General features: G+C 65.1%; 17 protein-coding genes and 2 tRNA genes. 17 read left to right on the forward strand and 2 right to left on the reverse strand.

Annotated features, from left to right (window positions below; translation table 11 throughout):
* The 10 genes from dnaA to ACQPYR_RS00050 all read left to right on the forward strand — a co-directional run bounded on the left by dnaA (position 1) and on the right by ACQPYR_RS00050 (position 12,922).
* Complete coding sequence (dnaA, locus tag ACQPYR_RS00005; RefSeq protein ID WP_433626038.1) at positions 1-1,980, forward strand: chromosomal replication initiator protein DnaA; 1,980 nt, start codon at positions 1-3, stop codon at positions 1,978-1,980.
* 841 nt (positions 1,981-2,821) lie between these two features.
* Positions 2,822-3,997 (forward strand): DNA polymerase III subunit beta, encoded by a 1,176-nt coding sequence (dnaN, locus tag ACQPYR_RS00010; protein ID WP_433626039.1) that lies wholly within the window; start codon positions 2,822-2,824, stop codon positions 3,995-3,997.
* A gap of 136 nt (positions 3,998-4,133) precedes the next feature.
* Positions 4,134-5,321: a DNA replication/repair protein RecF gene (gene recF, locus ACQPYR_RS00015; RefSeq protein ID WP_433626041.1), complete on the forward strand. Its 1,188-nt coding sequence runs from the start codon at positions 4,134-4,136 to the stop codon at positions 5,319-5,321.
* Between the two features lie 346 nt (positions 5,322-5,667).
* Entirely contained in the window at positions 5,668-6,228 is a 561-nt protein-coding gene (locus tag ACQPYR_RS00020) for a DUF721 family protein (protein ID WP_433626043.1), read from the forward strand.
* 497 nt (positions 6,229-6,725) lie between these two features.
* The gene (gene gyrB / locus ACQPYR_RS00025) at positions 6,726-8,765 is read left to right on the forward strand and encodes a DNA topoisomerase (ATP-hydrolyzing) subunit B (RefSeq protein WP_433626046.1); all 2,040 of its coding nucleotides are present in this window, start codon (positions 6,726-6,728) and stop codon (positions 8,763-8,765) included.
* Positions 8,766-8,812: 47 nt separating this feature from the next.
* Positions 8,813-11,335 (forward strand): DNA gyrase subunit A, encoded by a 2,523-nt coding sequence (gyrA, locus tag ACQPYR_RS00030; protein ID WP_433626049.1) that lies wholly within the window; start codon positions 8,813-8,815, stop codon positions 11,333-11,335.
* A gap of 198 nt (positions 11,336-11,533) precedes the next feature.
* A complete protein-coding gene (locus ACQPYR_RS00035; RefSeq protein WP_433635419.1) occupies positions 11,534-12,478 on the forward strand; it encodes a DUF3566 domain-containing protein in 945 nt (314 codons plus the stop codon).
* A 136-nt stretch (positions 12,479-12,614) separates the two neighbouring features.
* Positions 12,615-12,688 (forward strand) — tRNA-Ile (locus tag ACQPYR_RS00040).
* A gap of 29 nt (positions 12,689-12,717) precedes the next feature.
* Positions 12,718-12,825: a DLW-39 family protein gene (locus ACQPYR_RS00045; protein WP_218007666.1), complete on the forward strand. Its 108-nt coding sequence runs from the start codon at positions 12,718-12,720 to the stop codon at positions 12,823-12,825.
* A 24-nt stretch (positions 12,826-12,849) separates the two neighbouring features.
* Positions 12,850-12,922, forward strand: a tRNA-Ala gene (locus ACQPYR_RS00050).
* An 82-nt stretch (positions 12,923-13,004) separates the two neighbouring features.
* On the opposite strand, the gene ACQPYR_RS00055 is transcribed toward ACQPYR_RS00050, so the two are convergent.
* Positions 13,005-14,207 (reverse strand): site-specific integrase, encoded by a 1,203-nt coding sequence (locus ACQPYR_RS00055; protein ID WP_433626051.1) that lies wholly within the window; start codon positions 14,205-14,207, stop codon positions 13,005-13,007.
* Positions 14,200-14,775 carry a helix-turn-helix transcriptional regulator gene (locus ACQPYR_RS00060; RefSeq protein WP_433626054.1) on the reverse strand — a complete coding sequence of 192 codons (576 nt, stop codon included), beginning with the start codon at positions 14,773-14,775 and terminating at the stop codon, positions 14,200-14,202. The genes ACQPYR_RS00055 and ACQPYR_RS00060 overlap by 8 nt, the downstream gene beginning before the upstream one ends.
* Positions 14,776-14,886: 111 nt before the next feature.
* On the opposite strand from ACQPYR_RS00060, the gene ACQPYR_RS00065 reads away from it, so the two are divergent.
* The 7 genes from ACQPYR_RS00065 to ACQPYR_RS00095 all read left to right on the forward strand — a co-directional run bounded on the left by ACQPYR_RS00065 (position 14,887) and on the right by ACQPYR_RS00095 (position 18,668).
* On the forward strand, positions 14,887-15,081 hold the full coding sequence (locus tag ACQPYR_RS00065) for an excisionase family DNA-binding protein (protein ID WP_433626057.1): 195 nt from the start codon (positions 14,887-14,889) through the stop codon (positions 15,079-15,081).
* Positions 15,082-15,166: 85 nt separating this feature from the next.
* Positions 15,167-15,502, forward strand: coding sequence for a hypothetical protein (locus ACQPYR_RS00070; RefSeq protein ID WP_433626060.1), 336 nt, complete (start codon positions 15,167-15,169; stop codon positions 15,500-15,502).
* Positions 15,502-15,825 carry a hypothetical protein gene (locus ACQPYR_RS00075; protein WP_433626062.1) on the forward strand — a complete coding sequence of 108 codons (324 nt, stop codon included), beginning with the start codon at positions 15,502-15,504 and terminating at the stop codon, positions 15,823-15,825. The genes ACQPYR_RS00070 and ACQPYR_RS00075 overlap by 1 nt, the downstream gene beginning before the upstream one ends.
* Positions 15,822-16,046, forward strand: coding sequence for a hypothetical protein (locus tag ACQPYR_RS00080; RefSeq protein WP_433626065.1), 225 nt, complete (start codon positions 15,822-15,824; stop codon positions 16,044-16,046). Before ACQPYR_RS00075 ends, ACQPYR_RS00080 begins: the two co-directional genes overlap by 4 nt.
* Positions 16,043-16,378 carry a hypothetical protein gene (locus tag ACQPYR_RS00085; RefSeq protein WP_433626068.1) on the forward strand — a complete coding sequence of 112 codons (336 nt, stop codon included), beginning with the start codon at positions 16,043-16,045 and terminating at the stop codon, positions 16,376-16,378. Before ACQPYR_RS00080 ends, ACQPYR_RS00085 begins: the two co-directional genes overlap by 4 nt.
* On the forward strand, positions 16,375-18,333 hold the full coding sequence (locus ACQPYR_RS00090; RefSeq protein WP_433626070.1) for an ATP-binding protein: 1,959 nt from the start codon (positions 16,375-16,377) through the stop codon (positions 18,331-18,333). Before ACQPYR_RS00085 ends, ACQPYR_RS00090 begins: the two co-directional genes overlap by 4 nt.
* On the forward strand, positions 18,330-18,668 hold the full coding sequence (locus tag ACQPYR_RS00095) for a hypothetical protein (RefSeq protein ID WP_433626073.1): 339 nt from the start codon (positions 18,330-18,332) through the stop codon (positions 18,666-18,668). Before ACQPYR_RS00090 ends, ACQPYR_RS00095 begins: the two co-directional genes overlap by 4 nt.

An 18,668-nucleotide genomic window follows, 5' to 3' on the forward strand; every position in this document is an offset into this window, starting at 1 on the left:
ATGGACGACGAGCAGAACGTGTTGGCCACCGTGTGGCCGGAGGTGGTCGCCGAACTCACCACCGGCTCGGCCGATGGTGCCATCCCGCCGGTCTCCCGGGCACAGCAGGCCTGGCTCAAACTGGTCAAGCCGCTGACCGTGGCGCAGGGGTTCGCCTTGCTCTCGGTGCCATCGTCGTTGGCCCAGGAGGCCATCGAACGCGATCTGCGCGAACCCATTCTGCGTTCACTCGGCCGTCGTCTCGGTCCGCAGGTCGAGGGCCTGGGCGTCCGGATCGCGGCGCCGGCGTCGCAGCCGACCGAACGCCCCGGCAACAATCCGCGTCACGCGCGCATGACGAGTCGGCCCGAGCGTGGCCGCGACAGCGGTCGCGGTCCGGCGGGCTATCCCGCCCCCGACTATCCCGGGCGCAACGACTACGCCCCGCCGCGTTATGCACAGCCCAACGATTACTCGGCGGCACCCGAATACTCGACCGGACCGGAGTACTCGGCGGCACCCGACTATGAGCCCACGCCGGAATACTCGGGCGCGCCCGAGTACCTGCCGGTGCCCGGATACGAGGCGGCGGGGGCGTACCCGACCGACGAATACCCGAGCCGCGGCGACTATCCGGGCCAGACCAATGGCGAACGACAGGAGCCGCCCGCGTCTCGCCGCGAATCCGGACTCCCGCCGCGACGCGATTCGGTGCCGCCCGGCCAGGAGTCACTGTTCAATCCGGAGCCGCTACCGGAACCGGTGCGGGCGCAGGGTCGCGCGCCGATGCGGGAGGCGGCATCCGCACGAGAATCCCGGCCGGGCACCGATCCGGCCATCGCGGCCGCGCACGAATCGGTCCGCGAGCCGATCTCGGACAACTCGCACGACGACGAACCGGTCGTCAATGTCCGCAATTCGTGGCCGACCTACTTCACCAAGTCGCAGGAGAATCCGGCGCCGTCGAATTCCTCGGCGAGCCTGAATGCCAAGTACACCTTCGAGACCTTCGTCATCGGCGCGTCCAATCGCTTCGCGCATGCCGCGGCGGTCGCGATCGCGGAGGCGCCCGCGCGCGCCTACAACCCACTGTTCGTCTGGGGCGCCTCGGGTCTCGGCAAGACCCATCTGCTGCACGCGGCCGGACACTATGCCCAGCGGCTGTTCCCGGGCATGCGGGTGAAGTACGTATCGACAGAGGAATTCACCAACGACTTCATCAACAGTCTGCGCGACGACCGCAAGGTGGCATTCAAGCGCCGCTACCGCGAGACCGACATTCTGCTCGTCGACGACATCCAGTTCATCGAGGGCAAGGAAGGTATCCAGGAGGAGTTCTTCCACACCTTCAACACCCTGCACAACGCCAATAAGCAGATCGTGGTGTCTTCCGACCGGCCGCCCAAGCAGCTGGCCACGCTGGAGGAGCGGCTGCGGACCCGGTTCGAGTGGGGCCTGATCACCGATGTGCAGCCGCCGGAGTTGGAGACGCGTATCGCGATTCTGCGCAAGAAGGCGCGGATGGACCGGCTCGACGTGCCGCACGACGTGCTGGAACTGATCGCCAGTCGGGTCGAGCGCAATATCCGCGAGCTGGAGGGTGCGCTGATCCGGGTGACGGCGTTCGCCTCGTTGAACGGCCAGCCGCTGGATCTGCCGTTGGCCGAGGTCGTACTGCGCGATCTCATGCCGGATACCGCGACGCTGGAGATCAACGCGGCGACGATCATGGCCGTAACCGCCGAATACTTCAACACCACGCTCGAGGAGCTGACCGGGCCGGGTAAAGCCCGGCCGCTGGCGCAGGCCCGGCAGATCGCCATGTATCTATGCCGGGAACTAACGGATCTATCACTTCCCAAGATCGGCCAGGCTTTCGGTCGCGACCACACCACGGTCATGTACGCGGAGAAAAAAGTGCGCAAGGAGATGACCGAGCGGCGCCGCGTGTACGACCAAGTACAAGAACTAACAGCCCGGATTAAACAGCGTTCGCGCTGACCGGCACTAACACCTCGGCACCGCCCCTGACCTGGGGCGGTGCTTTTTTGTGCCCTGTGGACTCCTCGAGGAATTCTTGTGGAGTCCTCGAGGAAACTCCGAGTTGTGCACCGGTTCGTCCACAGGCTGTGCGGATGATCGTGGATCCGTTGCTAACAGGGGTGGAATCAACAGAGTCCACAGCCGTATCCACACACAGGTCCTGACCAGCGACGGGCTCGGTCAGCGGCTTGGGGAATCCTCGAGGAGTCCATGTGGAGTCCTCGAGGATTCCTCGAGCTGTCCACGATTCGGTGCACATGTGTGAACAACCTGGTGAATCAGGTGGAACAACTCGAGGAGCGCTCGAGGATGAATGGGGGACAAACCCGCAACGTCCACAACCCCCATCCGTTCATCCTCGAGTCACCCAGCGGTCATCCCCACCGCACCACGCCCCCGGACCTGCGGATTCGGCCGCAGTCCACAGATTCCACAGTGCCTACTACTACTTCAGTTCTTCTTCTAGAAGATCTCTCTTCAAAACAGGATGTGTGGAAAGTCGATCAGTGAGCATCGGCATCCGAGCCACTCGCCGAGACAAGCAAGGAGAAGCGGGAGCGACACATCCGCGCGATTCACCCGCACCTGTTCTCCTTGCTCGATATTTCGCAGCACGGATCGTCTTCGCTACACAGAACAACCGGAGGGTCGGGCTAGGTTCAGCTGGTCCGGACGAGTACGGTTCAATGTCGGTCGCCTATGCCAGACTGCAAAGGCGGCAGGTACAGCACCCCCTTTCGAGAATCAACGCTGACGAAGCCGACAGAGATCACGGAACCGGGAGAGGACAGAACGGGCGATGGAGCTGGCGAGTATGAAATTTCGGGTCGCCCGAGAGGATTTCGCCGAGTCCGTTGCATGGGTGGCACGCAGCCTCCCGTCGCGGCCTCCGGTCCCGGTACTCGGCGGCGTACTACTCGTTGCGGGCGAGGACGGACTGACCGTCTCCGGCTTCGACTACGAGGTCTCCGCGCAGATGCGCGTCGCGGCCGAGGTCGCCGGACCCGGCGAGGTGCTCGTCTCCGGTCGACTGCTCGCCGATATCACCAAGGCGCTTTCCAATAAGCCCGTCGATGTTGCCATCGACGGCACCCGCGTGCTGATCAGCTGTGGCAGTGCGAAGTTCTCGCTGCCGACCATGCCGGTCGAGGACTATCCCCAGCTGCCCGAGGTGCCGCAGCAGACCGGTGAGCTGAGCGTCGATGTCTTCGCCGAGGCAGTCGGCCAGGTCGCGGTCGCCGCCGGACGCGACGACACGCTACCGATGCTCACCGGCATCCGGGTCGAGATCGAGGGACCGCAGGTCGTGCTCGCGGCCACCGACCGATTCCGGTTGGCGGTCCGCCACATCGAATGGCAGCCTGCCCGCACCGATATCGAGACCTCGGTGCTGATTCCGGCCCGGACGCTGTCGGAAGCCGCCAAGACGCTGGGTCCCTCCGATGCGCCCGTACAGCTTTCGCTCGGCACCGGCAGCGGCGCGGACGGTCTGCTCGGCATCGTGAACGCGGGCCGACGGACCACCACGCGACTGCTCGATGCGGAATTCCCCAAGTTCCGCCAATTGCTCCCCAAGGAGCACACCTCGATCGCCACCCTCCCGGTCGCCACGCTGACCGACGCCATCAAGCGCGTCGCGCTGGTCGCCGAGCGCGGTGCACAGGTGCGGCTGGAATTCACCGACGAGGGGCTGCTGCTCTCGGCGGGCGGCGATGACGCGGGTCGCGCCGAGGAGTGGCTGGAGGCCGAATTCCGCGGTGAGTCACTGACAATCGCGTTCAATCCGGGTTACCTCATCGACGGCCTCTCCGCGCTGCACGCCGATCGGGTCACCTTCGGCTTCACCACGCCGAGCCGTCCCGCGGTGCTGCTGCCAGCGAGCGACGAGGAACCCAAGGTGACGGAGTCGGGTGCGTTCGTCGCACTGGAGAGCCCGTACATCTACCTGTTGATGCCGGTTCGGTTGCCGGGCTGAGCATCGGCGGCGATGCGATTTATCCACAGTTCGTCCACAGACAGTGGATGGACCACAAGATGTTGTGGTTTGCGCGCGATTCGTCGTCGGCAGCGGCGGAAAAAGGCGATTACGACGGCCGGAGCGGAGTAGACGGGTGTTCATCCGGACGCTGTCACTGCGCGACTTCCGCTCCTGGGAGCACGCCGAGCTCGAATTATCCCCAGGCCGCACGGTTTTCCTGGGGGCCAATGGCAACGGCAAAACGAACCTGCTCGAGGCGGTCGGCTACCTCGCCACCTTGGGCTCACACCGGGTCGCCGTCGACGCACCGCTGATCCGTATCGGCACCGAACGCGCCAGGATCGGCGCGACCGTCGTGAACGCGGGCCGCGAACTGCGCATCGATCTCGAATTGAACCAGGGCGCCGCGAATCGTGCGCAGATCAACCGATCTCCGGTGCGCAGGCCGCGAGAAATCCTCGGCATTCTGCAGACGGTGCTCTTCGCGCCGGAGGACCTCGCCCTGGTCCGCGGCGATCCGGGTGAACGGCGGCGCTTCCTCGATGAGTTGTGCACAGCCAGGTTGCCGCGGCTGGCCGCCGTGCGCGCCGACTACGACCGGGTGCTGCGACAGCGCTCGGCCCTGTTGAAATCCGCTGGGCGCCAAGCCCGCTCGAAGGCGGAACTCAGCACCCTGGATGTTTGGGACGGGCATTTGGCGACCCACGCCTCGGTGCTGCTCGCACAGCGACTGCGCCTGGTGCACGATATGTATCCGTATCTCGCACAGGCGTACTCGTCGATCGCGCCCGAATCACGCCCCGCCGCAATCGGCTACCGCAGCGCGAGCCTGCCGCCGGAATTCCTGGACCCGATGCGCGCACCGCAGCCCGATGACGTCGAGGCGCTGGAGGCGAATTTGCTGCGCGAACTGGCGGCGGCGCGGCCGAAGGAATTGGAGCGAGGGGTCTGCCTGGTCGGCCCGCACCGCGACGATCTGGATCTGATGCTCGGCACCGCCCCCGCGAAAGGCTTTGCCAGCCATGGTGAGTCGTGGTCGTTCGCACTGGCGCTGCGGCTCGCGGCCTTCGAACTGCTGCGCGCCACCGGCGCCGAGCCGGTACTGCTGCTCGATGACGTATTCGCCGAACTCGATCGCCGCCGACGCACGGCGCTCGCCGAGGTTGCGGCCGGTGCCGAACAGGTGCTGATCACCGCCGCGGTCCCCGAGGACGTGCCCGTGGAACTTTCCGCGGTTCCGCTCCGGGTTGAAACGAACGGCGGTGCGGACGGCCGCATCTCCCGAATCGCCGACCGGGAATCCGACGCCGCCACCGGTTGATCGGGGCACCGTCGGATCCCTGTCGCATCGGTAAGATCAGCGCCGATTGCAATCCGACGCGTCGGCAACCAGCGCGCGAACGGCGGCGGGGAGAGAGGCGGACCTCGTGAGCGAGCGTCAGCGAGTGAACCATCAATACAGCGCGCGATCGCGCACGACGGAGCTGAGTGTCAGCGAGGCGCAGTCGTGAGCGAGCGTCAGCGAGTGAACCATCAATACAGCGCGCGATCGCGCACGACGGAGCTGAGTGTCAGCGAGGCGCAGTCGTGAGCGAGCGTCAGCGAGTGAACCATCAATACAGCGCGCGATCGCGCACGACGGAGCTGAGCGTCAGCGAGGCGCAGTCGTGAGCGATCCGACAGCGTCGAATGCTTCCGCATCCGAGCCGGAACCGGAGTTGCGCGGTATCGATCTGGCGCGGCGTGCGTTGGAGGAGGCGCGGGCGGCGGCCAAGGCGAGCGGTAAATCGGTGGGGCAGGGCCGGGCATCGCCGCGTCGGCTACGCGCCGGAGCCCGCCGTCGCACCGGCTGGTCCGGCGCGCGGCCCGATGACCGTGACCCGCAACTGCTTTCGAGCCTGGCCGGCGCCATCGCTAAGAATCGGGGCTGGTCGGCCAAGGTCGCCGAGGGCATGGTCTTCGGCCGCTGGGCCGGTGTGGTCGGCGAGGACATCGCCTCGCACGCGACCCCGATGACATTGAAGGACGGCGTGCTGAGCATCGCCGCCGAATCCACGGCGTGGGCCACCCAGCTGCGCATGCTGCAGGGCCAGATCCTGGCGAAGATCAATGCGGCGGTGGGGCAGGGCGTGGTCACATCGTTGAAGATCACCGGTCCGGCGGCGCCGAGCTGGCGCAAGGGTGAGCGGCACATCAAAGGCCGCGGTCCACGGGACACCTACGGATAAGCGACAGTCCAGCGCATAGATCAGTTTCACGTGGAACGCCGCGGCCGTCATGCGTGAGTCCGCCACGTAGGCTGAACTATGTCGTGTGCACCCGCTCACGACCGCGCCGCGCCGACGCTGCGCTCTGTCGTGCGCGATCGGGCGCTGTGTCAATGGTTCGCTCGCTGACGCCCGCTCAGGAGGCCGCTGTTACGGCTCCGTCACACAGGCAACTCTCAGGCCGAATCTGATGGACTCAAAGGGGTTGAAGGCGGAACCGACCCGCGCTCGACCGATTTCTCGCATCCACGGAGCCGTCAGGGGTGTCGTAGGTGCATTGTGGCTTGGGTCTACCAGTAGGATGGTGGGGTAACTAGCGGCGAACCTTTCGGCGCGTTCCGTTCAGCCCGCGCGTGGACCCTATCTTCACCACAGAATCAAACCGGTGCCCCACACGTGCTGTCCGACCGCTGCGCCAGGGATCAGCAAGTAAGGAGAGCTACCGACCAGTGGCTGCCATGGACTCCAACGCAGACGGCTCGAACAAGCCCAAGTCAGGCAATTACGGTGCCGAATCCATCACCGTCCTCGAAGGTCTCGAAGCCGTTCGCAAGCGGCCCGGTATGTACATCGGCTCCACGGGTGAGCGCGGTCTGCATCACCTGATCTGGGAGGTCGTCGACAACTCGGTCGACGAGGCAATGGCCGGATACGCGACGCAGGTGGATGTGACCCTGCTGGCGGACGGTGGCGTCGAGGTGATCGACGACGGCCGCGGTATCCCGGTGGCCATGCACGCCCAGGGTGTGCCCACCATCGAGGTCGTGATGACCCAGCTGCACGCCGGCGGCAAGTTCGACTCCGATTCCTATGCGGTGTCGGGCGGACTGCACGGTGTCGGCATCTCCGTGGTCAACGCGCTCTCCAGCCGCCTCCAGGCGGACGTGGACGTGGACGGGTACCACTGGACGCAGGAATACAAGGATTCCAAGCCCGGCAAGCTGATGCAGGGCGAGCCGACCAAGCGCACCGGCACCACGATTCGCTTCTGGGCCGACCCGGACATCTTCGAGACCACCACCTACAACTTCGAGACGGTCGCGCGCCGCCTGCAGGAGATGGCGTTCCTGAACAAGGGCCTCACCATCACCCTGACCGATGAGCGCGTCACCGACGCCGACGTCACCGACGAGGTGGTCAGCGAAACCGCCGAGGCGCCCAAGCATGCCGATCCGGATGCGCCCGCCGCGCCGGTCGAGCACAAGGTGAAGACGCGGACATACCACTACCCGGGTGGCCTGGAGGATTTCGTCCGGCACATCAACCGGACCAAGCAGGCCATCCACAACTCCGTCGTCGCGTTCACCGGCAAGGGCACCGGGCACGAGCTCGAGGTCGCGATGCAGTGGAACTCCGGCTACTCGGAGTCGGTGCACACCTTCGCCAACACCATCAACACCCATGAGGGCGGCACCCACGAAGAGGGCTTCCGCGCGGCGCTCACCACGGTGGTCAACAAGTACGCCAAGGACAAGAAGCTGCTCAAGGAGAAGGACGGCAACCTGACCGGTGACGACATCCGCGAGGGTCTGGCCGCCATTGTGAGCGTGAAGGTCTCCGAGCCGCAGTTCGAGGGGCAGACCAAGACCAAACTCGGCAATACCGAGGTCAAGTCGTTCGTGCAGCGCACCTGCAACGAGCACCTCTCACACTGGTTCGAGGCCAATCCGGCCGATGCGAAGACCATTGTGAACAAGGCGGTTTCCTCCGCACAGGCCCGCGTCGCCGCGCGTAAGGCGCGCGAACTGGTGCGTCGTAAGAGCGCCACCGACCTCGGCGGTCTGCCCGGCAAGCTGGCCGACTGCCGCTCCAAGGATCCGAGCAAGTCCGAGATCTACATCGTGGAGGGCGACTCCGCCGGTGGCTCGGCCAAATCCGGCCGCGACTCGATGTACCAGGCGATCCTGCCGCTGCGCGGCAAGATCATCAATGTCGAGAAGGCCCGCATCGACCGCGTCCTCAAGAACAACGAGGTTCAGTCGATCATCACCGCTTTCGGCACCGGCATCCACGACGAATTCGATATCGCCAAGCTGCGTTATCACAAGATCGTGCTGATGGCCGACGCCGACGTGGACGGCCAGCACATCTCGACCCTGCTGCTGACGCTGCTGTTCCGCTTCATGCGGCCACTGGTCGAGCACGGGCACGTGTACCTCGCGCAGCCGCCGCTCTACAAGCTCAAGTGGCAGCGGTCCGATCCGGAGTTCGCCTACTCCGATCGCGAGCGTGACGGCCTGCTCGAGGCGGGGCTGGCCGCGGGCAAGAAGATCAACAAGGACGACGGTGTCCAGCGCTACAAGGGTCTCGGCGAAATGAACGCCAAGGAGCTCTGGGAGACCACCATGGATCCCTCGGTGCGGGTGCTGCGTCAGGTCACTCTCGACGATGCCGCCGCGGCCGACGAGCTGTTCTCCATCCTGATGGGCGAGGACGTCGAGGCACGTCGCAGCTTTATCACCCGCAATGCCAAGGACGTTCGCTTCCTCGACGTGTAACCGGCGTGACGCGCAATTCCACGTCCGGTACCAAAGGAGACTTTTAGATGACTGAAACCACGCTGCCACCCGAGGGCGGAGCGGGTGACCGGATCGAACCGGTCGATATCCAGAACGAAATGCAGAGCAGCTACATCGATTACGCGATGAGCGTGATCGTGGGCCGCGCGCTGCCCGACGTCCGCGACGGCCTCAAGCCGGTGCATCGCCGCGTGCTCTACGCGATGTACGACAACGGCTACCGGCCCGACCGCGGCTATGTGAAGTCCGCCCGCCCGGTCGCCGAGACCATGGGTAACTACCACCCGCACGGTGACGCGTCGATCTACGACACCCTGGTCCGCATGGCCCAGCCGTGGTCGCTGCGCTATCCGCTGGTCGACGGTCAGGGCAACTTCGGTTCCCGCGGCAATGACGGCGCGGCCGCCATGCGGTACACCGAATGCCGCCTGACCCCGCTGGCCATGGAGTTGCTGCGCGAAATCGACCACGAGACGGTCGATTTCACGCCGAACTACGACGGTCGCTCACAGGAGCCGACCGTTCTCCCCAGCCGCGTGCCCAACCTGTTGATGAACGGCAGCAACGGCATCGCGGTCGGTATGGCGACCAATATCCCGCCGCACAACCTCAACGAGTTGGCCGAGGCGATCTACTGGGCGCTGGAGAACTACGACGCCGACGAAGAGGCGACGCTTGCGGCCTGTATGGAGCGCGTCAAGGGTCCGGACTTCCCGACCTACGGCCTCATCGTCGGTAATCAGGGCATCCAGGATGCCTACACCACCGGTCGCGGCTCGATCCGGATGCGCGGTGTTGTCGAGATCGAAGAGGACAACCGCGGCCGCACCACGATCGTCATCACCGAGCTGCCGTACCAGGTCAACACCGACAACTTCATCAACTCCATCGCGGAGCAGGTGAAGGACGGCAAGATCGCCGGCATCTCCGATATCCACGACGAGTCCTCGGACCGCGCGGGTATGCGGATCGTGGTCACCATCAAGCGCGACGCGGTTGCCAAGGTGGTGCTGAACAACCTCTACAAGCACACCCAGCTGCAGACCAGCTTCGGCGCCAACATGCTCTCGATCGTCGACGGCGTGCCGCGCACGCTGCGCCTGGATCAGATGATCCGGCTCTACGTCGAGCATCAGTTGGAAGTCATCATCCGGCGGACCAGGTACTTGTTGCGCAAGGCCGAGGAACGCGCCCACATCCTGCGCGGCCTGGTCAAGGCGCTGGACGCGCTGGACGAGGTCATCGCGCTGATCCGGCGTTCGGCCAATACCGACACCGCGCGCACCGGCCTTATGCAGTTGCTGGATATCGATGAGATCCAGGCCACGGCCATCCTCGATATGCAGTTGCGCAGGCTGTCCGCACTGGAGCGGCAGAAGATCGTCGACGAGTTGGCCAAGATCGAGGCCGAAATCGCCGACCTCAAGGACATTCTCGAGAAGCCGGAGCGCCAGCGCGCGATCGTGCGCGACGAGCTGGCCGAGATCGTCGAGAAGTACGGCGACGAGCGGCGCACCAAGATCGTGGCCAATGACGGCGATATGGCCGATGAGGATCTCATCGCCCGCGAGGATGTGGTCGTCACCGTCACCGAGACCGGTTACGCCAAGCGCACCAAGACCGACCTGTACCGCAGCCAGAAGCGCGGCGGCAAGGGCGTGCAGGGCGCGGGTCTCAAGCAGGACGACATCGTCAAGCACTTCTTCATCAGCTCCACGCACGACTGGCTGCTGTTCTTCACCAATAAGGGCCGGGTGTACCGGGCCAAGGCCTACGAACTGCCCGAAGCCAGCCGGACCGCGCGCGGTCAGCATGTCGCGAATCTGCTGGCCTTCCAGCCGGATGAGAAGATCGCCCAGATCATCCAGATCAAGGGCTACGAAGATGCGCCCTATCTGGTACTCGCCACCAAGAACGGCCTGGTCAAGAAGTCGAAGCTGTCCGATTTCGACTCCAACCGCAGCGGCGGCATCGTCGCGGTGAACCTGCGCGACGACGACGAATTGGTCGGCGCCGTGCTGTGCTCGGCCGATGACGATCTGCTGCTGGTTTCGGCGCGCGGCCAGTCGATCCGCTTCTCCGCCACCGATGAGGCACTGCGTCCGATGGGCCGCGCCACCTCCGGTGTGCAGGGCATGCGGTTCAATGCCGACGATGAACTGTTGTCGCTCAATGTGGTTCGCGCCGACACCTATCTGCTCGTCGCGACCTCCGGTGGTTATGCCAAGCGGACCGCGATCGAGGAGTACACCCCGCAGGGTCGCGGCGGTAAAGGTGTATTGACTATCCAATACGACACCAAGCGTGGCACCCTGGTCGGTGCGCTCATCGTCGACGACGAGGATGAGTTGTACGCGATCACGTCCGGCGGTGGTGTTATCCGGACGGCGGCGAAGCAGGTTCGTAAGGCTGGACGACAGACCAAGGGCGTGCGATTGATGAACCTCGCCGATGGCGATACGTTGCTTGCTATCGCGCGCAATGCCGACGAACCCGATCCTGATTCGCTCGTCGGCGGAGACGGCGACACCGGTTCCTCTGAGCAGTAACCCCACAGCGGCGGCAACGAACGGATCTAAGGATTCCCATTGACCACGAATCAGCCGAACGACGAGCGGCACCAGACGAACGGTGTAACCGAACGGATCGCACCGTCACCGATTCCGCCGCGGCCGATCCCACGGCCGGTCGCATCGGCCGAGAACGGCCAGCCGAGTGGCCCGCAGGGAGGGGCCCAGCCGCACGAAATGCACAGCAAGCAAGGCGAAGTCGCGTTCAAAGCGCCGGAGCCGAGCTCGGGTGCGGACGGGCATGAGGCATTCGATCAGCGGGCGGCTCGGCCGGGTAACCCAGGCGAGCCTGCCGCGCCGGAAGCGGGCGACCGCTCGGCATCGAACGGCGGCGGCCAGTCGCCCTTCCAGGAGGGCTGGTCGCAGCTGCCGCAGCGGGAGCCACAGTCGAACCTGTATCGCCCCGGACAGTCGCCGGTGACCGGTCGCCCGAATTCCACCGGCGGTGGGCTCGGCGGTGGCGGGCTCGGCGGCGGCAGCGGTGCCGGCGGTGGTCTCGGTGGCGGTGGCGGTGGTCTCGGTGGCGGCAATGCCCGCACCACCGCGGATCTCGCGGCCAAGGCGGCACGCAAGGAAGCGGCGATGGTGAAGTCCGTCGGCATCGACGGACCGACCCGCAGCATCGCCCGCCCGGAATTGATCAAGGACATGCCGGACCTGTCCGACATACGGCACCCGCTGCCCGTCGAAACCCCGGGCCCGCAGTCGGTACCGGTCTCGCCCGCGGTTCCGGTCGCCGTCGCGGCGGCCGTCGCCTCCGGTGAGCCATTGCGGGCTACGGTGCAGATCCGCCGGATCGACCCCTGGTCGACCCTGAAGATCTCGCTGGTGATCAGCGTGGCCATGTTCTTCGTGTGGATGCTCGCGGTCGGTCTGCTCTACATCGTGCTCGAGGGCATGGGTGTGTGGGAGCGGCTCAACAGCACCTTCACCGATATGGTCTCCTCCGACAGCGGCTCGGTCGGGTTGGTCGATGCCGGTTCGGTATTCGGCTACGCGGGCGTCATCGGGCTGATCAATGTGGTGCTTTTCACTGCATTGGCGACCGTCGGCGTCTTCATCTACAACCAGTGCTGTGACCTCGTCGGCGGCATCCAGGTGACCCTGGCCGACCCCGACTAGAAGCGGTGTCCACGCGGCCGGTCGCTGTCCTCGCGCAGGGTGGTGACCGGCCGTTTTGGTCTTCGGCGGGCGGGTAAGGTAATCTCGTGCCTCGGTTCGGTTAGCAGCTCCGGCGGGTAATCGGAACAGGAAATAGGGGCCTATAGCTCAGGCGGTTAGAGCGCTTCGCTGATAACGAAGAGGTCGGAGGTTCAAGTCCTCCTAGGCCCACTCCCGAACATCACAGTAGGGTGGGAATCATGAAAATTCTTCTCACGGTCGGTGTCGTGGTCGCGGTTCTCATCGGAATCACCAAGCTGCGCAAGCGTGACGATGCGGACCTGTGGCACGAAGTCACCACCCGCTGAACTGTCCTCGGACAGTAGGGATTCGGGGCCTTAGCTCAATTGGCAGAGCACTGCCTTTGCAAGGCAGGGGTTAGGGGTTCGATTCCCCTAGGCTCCACTTCAAACGCCCTCTACCTGGACTAACAGGTCGGGGGCGTTTCGTATGTGACGCAAACCCCCGGAAATCCCTTACTTTGCCCTTACTTTGGGTCCGCACTTTCCCCGGCGTACCTGTCCAGAGCTTCCCGAACGTCCGGTCCGTGGGTCTGTCGCAGTAGGTAATGCCGCTCGGTGGTCGACAGCTGCGCGTGCGACAGCTGGGCCTGAGCCTGCGCCGGTCCGAGCTGGTCGCGGATCAACGTCGCCACTGTGCGCCGCGAGGTGTAAGGCACCACCCATTTCAGGTCCTCGGGCATCGCCGCGCGGAACGCTCGCCGTAGGTTGTGCAGGTCCACCCATCCACCGATGCGGTTCACGAACACCGGGCGTTCCGTGTCGGCCTCATCGGTGAGACCGTCCGGGAACGACTCGCCCAGTAGCGCGGTCAGTGCCTCGACGGCCAGTCTCGGCAGGACGACGGTATGGTCCGGCGCGTCTCCCTTGCGATAGTCCTGGCGGTGCAGCGGCATCCCCTCGACCTTCCCGCTGCCGACCAATTTCCCGGTGACGGTCACGGTAGGCGGGCTGGCGAGCAAGTCGACCTCATGCCAGCGCAGGCCGAGCACTTCGTTCGGCCGCAGCCCAGTCGATATCAGCACATCGACGAACCGGGGGAGGAGACGACCAGGTTTCGGACCACTGACCCCGGGCCGCCCCTGGCAGTACGCCGCGACCGCGGCACGGACGCGGAGGAAGTCCTCGGGGGTGAGCACCTGGACCGGTTTGCGCTTGCTGGTCGGTTTGGTGGCCTCGCGGACCGGGTTGTGGTCGATCACGTCGTATCGGGTTGCGAGAGCGAGCATGCCGAGCAGCACGATACGCAGCAGGCGGGCGGATGAGGGCGCGTTCGCTGCGACCTTCTGAATGTGCCGCTCGGCCCGACTGGTGGGGAATTCTTGGATTCGTAGCGCACCAATCTGTTTGGTGCCGTGCACCTTCCACGTGTCCTTGTAGTTCTTCGCCGACTGTGGGGCGAGATTCGTCTTGGTCGCGATCCAGATATCGAACAGCTCGGACAATGTTGTCTTGTCGTTGACCGTGGAGTCGGTGATCGGTGCGCTGCGCTTCTGCAGGTGATCCTTGAGGTTCCGCTCGGCGTCCTCGCGGCTGGTGCCGCTGCGCTCCACCTGACGGCGCTTGCCATCGTCATCGCGAACGTACGTCGTTGAGGTGAACTTGTCCTTTCCGGTCTGCTTTGTGGTGATCTTGCCCCACATGCCGGGGCGCATCCGCTGTCTAGGCATCGTCTTTCACCGTCAATCCTTGCTGTTTCATCTCGGCGATGTGCTTGTCGAGTCCGCCCTGAGTTTCCGTAATCGCTTTGGCTGCTTGCTCTTTCGAGAAGGCAACATGCTTCGGCGTTAGCTGCGCATCGATGAGATTCAGGCGGGCTTGACGCAGCGCATTACGAAGCCGTGCCCTGATCCTGGACATCCCTACTCGTAGGTTGGTACTGGCTCGCGTCGTGTCGTCCTCGACGATCATGAACGCCGGGATTTCGCCGGAAATCCATTGCACTGCTTCGAAACTCGTTGTCGTTACGCCTGGCCAGATCTCGACCGGGCCGTCCGCCAGGTCTGGATATATGAATTCGACAGGCGGCCGTCCCAACCTCCGAGCGATCAGCATGAGGGTCAGCAGGTCAATGGTCGACCGCCGGTTTGCTGGTGATTCGAGGTTCTGAAGGGCATTGCGCGTAAGCCCCACGCTCGCTGCTAGCTCGTCCTGCGTGATGTCCGCCGCGATCCTTGTCCGCTTCACTTCCTGGCCGATCCGGTTCAAGGTCTCCTGTACCCACTGCTCGCGCGTCATGAAAACGGATACTAGCGGACTTGCGCGCACTTGTAACGCGGTGCTAGAACTTGATATGTACGCAACATCTAGCAATCTCGCGTTCTGAGAACGCACACCTAGGAGGGTGGAGTGACAGCAATCCAGGCCCGACTGCACACGATTCCGTCCGCTTGCGAGCAACTTGGCATCGGCCGGAGCTATCTGTTCGAGCTGATCCGCGACGGCCGGTTGCGCTCGGTCAAGCTGGGCCGTCGCCGTCTGATCAGCGAAGAAGCTATCCGCGATTTCATCGCCAGCGCCGAGAGCGATTCGGAGGTCGCCTAATGCTGACCTCAAACGCAGGCGACCCGGAAGCGGATGCCACCGCTTCCGGGTCGAAAACAAATCCCTCACCACAAAGGAATTGCCAATGCCCAGATTAACGCACCCCACCGACGACGACACTGTCTCAGCCCGCGTACAGAACGCGATCGACCAGTCAGGCCGATCCGTTGACGCGATCGCGGCCGATAGCGGCATCCCGGCAAAGGTGCTGAAGGCGTACCTGCGCCGGGAACGGTCATGGCGGGTTACCGCGATCGTGACCGTGGCCCTGGTCCTCGATGTCAGCCCGTTGGACATGTTCGGCGCGCCGGAATGGATCGACATCTACTGCAGCGGTTGTGGCCAGCTCGTCGGCCGGGCGCACGCGCCTGCTCCGACAGTGTCGATCCAGTGCCGCGACTGCCGAGAAAGGGATGCGTGATGGCCGAAGCAGCCTTCACCCGTACCAGTGCCGCGCGGCGCATCGAAGTCGAGCACGCTCGGCAGCGCCGCCTGGCCGCGGCGGCCCTCGATGCACGGCTGGGTACCGGGCGCGTATATCGCTGCGGCGAGTACAACCCGCTATCTGCCCGGCAGGCGCTGGCCGATGGGCTGCGCGATGACGAATTCCTTTCTGACGCAAAACGGTTCGCGCTCGATGTGCTGCGGTCAATCGAAGGCGGCGCGGACGCCGTCGAAGTCTGGTCGCTGATCTTGCGGCAGGGCCGATCGCTGCGGACCAACGCTCCGAGGAGGCAACCATGACCACTGAACGACGCGCCGTCGACGGCGAATTGTGCACATGCGGCCGAACGGCCGTCACCGTGTTCATCACCGAGAAGTTCGGCGAGACCGGCTGGTGCGGCCGAAGCGATGGCGGAAGCAAAGCCCGCTGCGTGTTCTGCAACGGCACCGAACAGCACGAGCCGGGCGGGCGTTGCCCGCGATACCGGTTGCGCCTCGACACTGGGGAGGCCAGCGCATGACCGAGTTCATGCTCATCCAGGGCGAAGACGGAAACCCGATCGGTGTCGTCGATATCGACCAGATCCGTGATGCGGCACAGATTCTGGCGTATGCGGCAGCGGCTGTCGCCGAGGATGGAGCCGCGGTGGATGCCACGTGCGCCGAGTGGGTCCAATGCTTCAAGCCCGACGAAGTGCCCTTCGTCCTGCTGGCCGCGCTGGAGATCGTGACCAAGATGGTTGTCGGGCCGTTGGTGTCAGCGCTGGAGACGGTTGCGCCGGAACTGCGCACCCGCGAGCAGCTTCGCGAAGCAGCCGCTTGGGCCGAAGCAACGCTCGGCGGTGGCCGTTGACCAACAATCGCGAAAACGTCTCAGGCGCAGCGGATTCCGCTGCGCCTGTAGGCGCGCCCCCACGGCGTTGCCCCAAGCACCCGAAACCGCGGACCGATTGCGCCGAGTGCGCGAAGCTCAACGACGAGTACGTCGAATGGGGGCGTTCCGCCATCACGAACGACCCGGAAGACGAGGACGACAAGCCGCGCTCGGCGTCCACCGTGCTGGTCGAATTGGCATTGAAACGCTATCGCCTGGGCGTGACGGACGACGGTGAAGTGTTCGCGGTAGCGACGAGGGTCGGTAGCCCGGTTGTTCGGATGCTGCGCGGCGGTAAGTCGGGCCTGCGGGCGGAGCTGTCCGGGGCGTACTTCGATCTCATGGGCCGCGCCGCGCCGCAACAGGCCCTGGCCGATGCACTGCTTGTCCTGGAGGGCAAAGGCCGTGCCGCCCAACCTGAGTCGGTACACCTGCGGATCGCCGAGGATGACTCTGGGCGCACTTACATCGACATGGGGGACCGCACCGAGAACGCCATCCGCGTCACCGCGAAGGGCTGGGACGTCATCGAAGCGGCCCACGTTCCGGTGCTGTTCCAGCGGACCAGACTCACGGGCGCGTTCCCGGTCCCCGAGCGCGGCGGAGACCTGTCGGCGCTGTGGGACGTGGTGAACGTCGCCGAGATGGACCGGGCGCTGGTACTCGGTTGGCTGGTGGCCGCGCTGGTGTGCCCAGATGTACCGCACCCGATCCTGTCGCTGTTCGCCGAGCAGGGCAGCGGGAAGTCCTCGGGAACAAAGGTGCTCGTCGCGCTCGTCGACCCGAGCCCGGTGCCGCTGCGCAAGCCGCCCCGGGACCCGGAGGGATGGGTGACCGCTGCCGCCGGTTCCTGGGTGGTGGCGCTGGACAACTTGTCCGAGCTTTCGCCCTGGCTCTCGGATTCGATGTGCCGTGCGGTCACCGGTGACGGTGATGTGCGTCGCGCCCTCTACACCGATGGCGAGCTGGCGGTGTTCGCGTTCCGTCGCTGCCTGCTCGTCAACGGCATCGACCTCGGCGCGATGCGCGGCGACTACGCCGAGCGCTCCCTGGTGGCGTCGCTGGAGCGCATCACGCCGGGCCGGCGCCGCACCGAATCCGAACTCGGCAAGCTGTGGACTGAGGAATACCCGCGCATCCTCGGCGCGCTTTTGGACTTGGCTGCGGGCGTCAAGGCTGCCCTTCCCTCTGTCCGTCTCGACTCCAGCCCCCGCATGGCCGACTTCGCGCGGGTGCTCGCGGCAGTGGACCGGGTGCTGGGCACCGATGGACTCGAACGCTATATCGACCAGGCGCGGTCCCTGGCTGTCGATTCCCTCGACGGTGAGCCGTTGGTGGTGGCGATGCGTGAGCGCCTGGTGGTCGAGTTCATCGGCACGGCCGCCGAACTTCTGGACTTGGTTCGACCGCATGACGAAAAGGAGCGCCTGCCCGCCGCATGGCCGAAGAGCGCCCGTGCGGCATCTGGGGTCATCAAACGCGCCGCGCCCGCGCTGCGTGTCGATGGGTGGTCCGTCGAGCAGATCGCGCGCGGCGGACGCAACAAGGTCCTCCGCTGGCACATCACCCCACCCCTACGCGAGACGGTAGGGGAATCATGCCCGTCATGCCCGCTATGCCCGTCATCGCAGGTAGAAGGCCCAGAATTACGCGGGCATAGCGGCGGGCATGATGAGAGCATCGTTCCGCTATGCCCGCCTGATCCATCACGCGGCGGGCATTGCGGGCATTGCGAAAACGATGCCGACGGGCAATGCCCGCAAGATTTTGATGCCTCTACCTGCGGTGACGGGCATAACGGGCATGACGGGCACGAAATCCCCCTATCTCTCGCTAGCCTGTGCCCCGAGTGCGGATTCGACGGTGTACCAGACGGGTGCGACATGCACCACGATTGCCGCTCGAAGGTCGAGGCCGCGGGGGTGAGCGGATGAACCTCCCCGATGAAGAGGTGCCATGGGCGGAGCTCGCGGTCACTGGATGGATGCGCGCCCGGCGCACCATCGAAGGGATTCCGGAGCCGATGCGCCGCTTGGCGCTCCGGCTTCGCTGTGCGATTGCGGATCAATCGGAAGGGGCCGAACCTGACGCGGTCGGGGGCGATGAGATCGACACCCGGCAGGCCGCCGCGATCCTCGGGTGTACAGAGCGGCATGTGCGTCGGCTCGCTGCTGATCTGGATGGCGACCAGGTCGGCCGAACGTGGGTGTTTCGCCGCGACATCGTCCAGGCATACGCGGATGCGAGGGGTTCCCGAATAGTCGCGTGA

Origin of the sequence: Nocardia sp. CA-120079 (assembly GCF_050955745.1) — a bacterium.
Lineage (GTDB): Bacteria > Actinomycetota > Actinomycetes > Mycobacteriales > Mycobacteriaceae > Nocardia.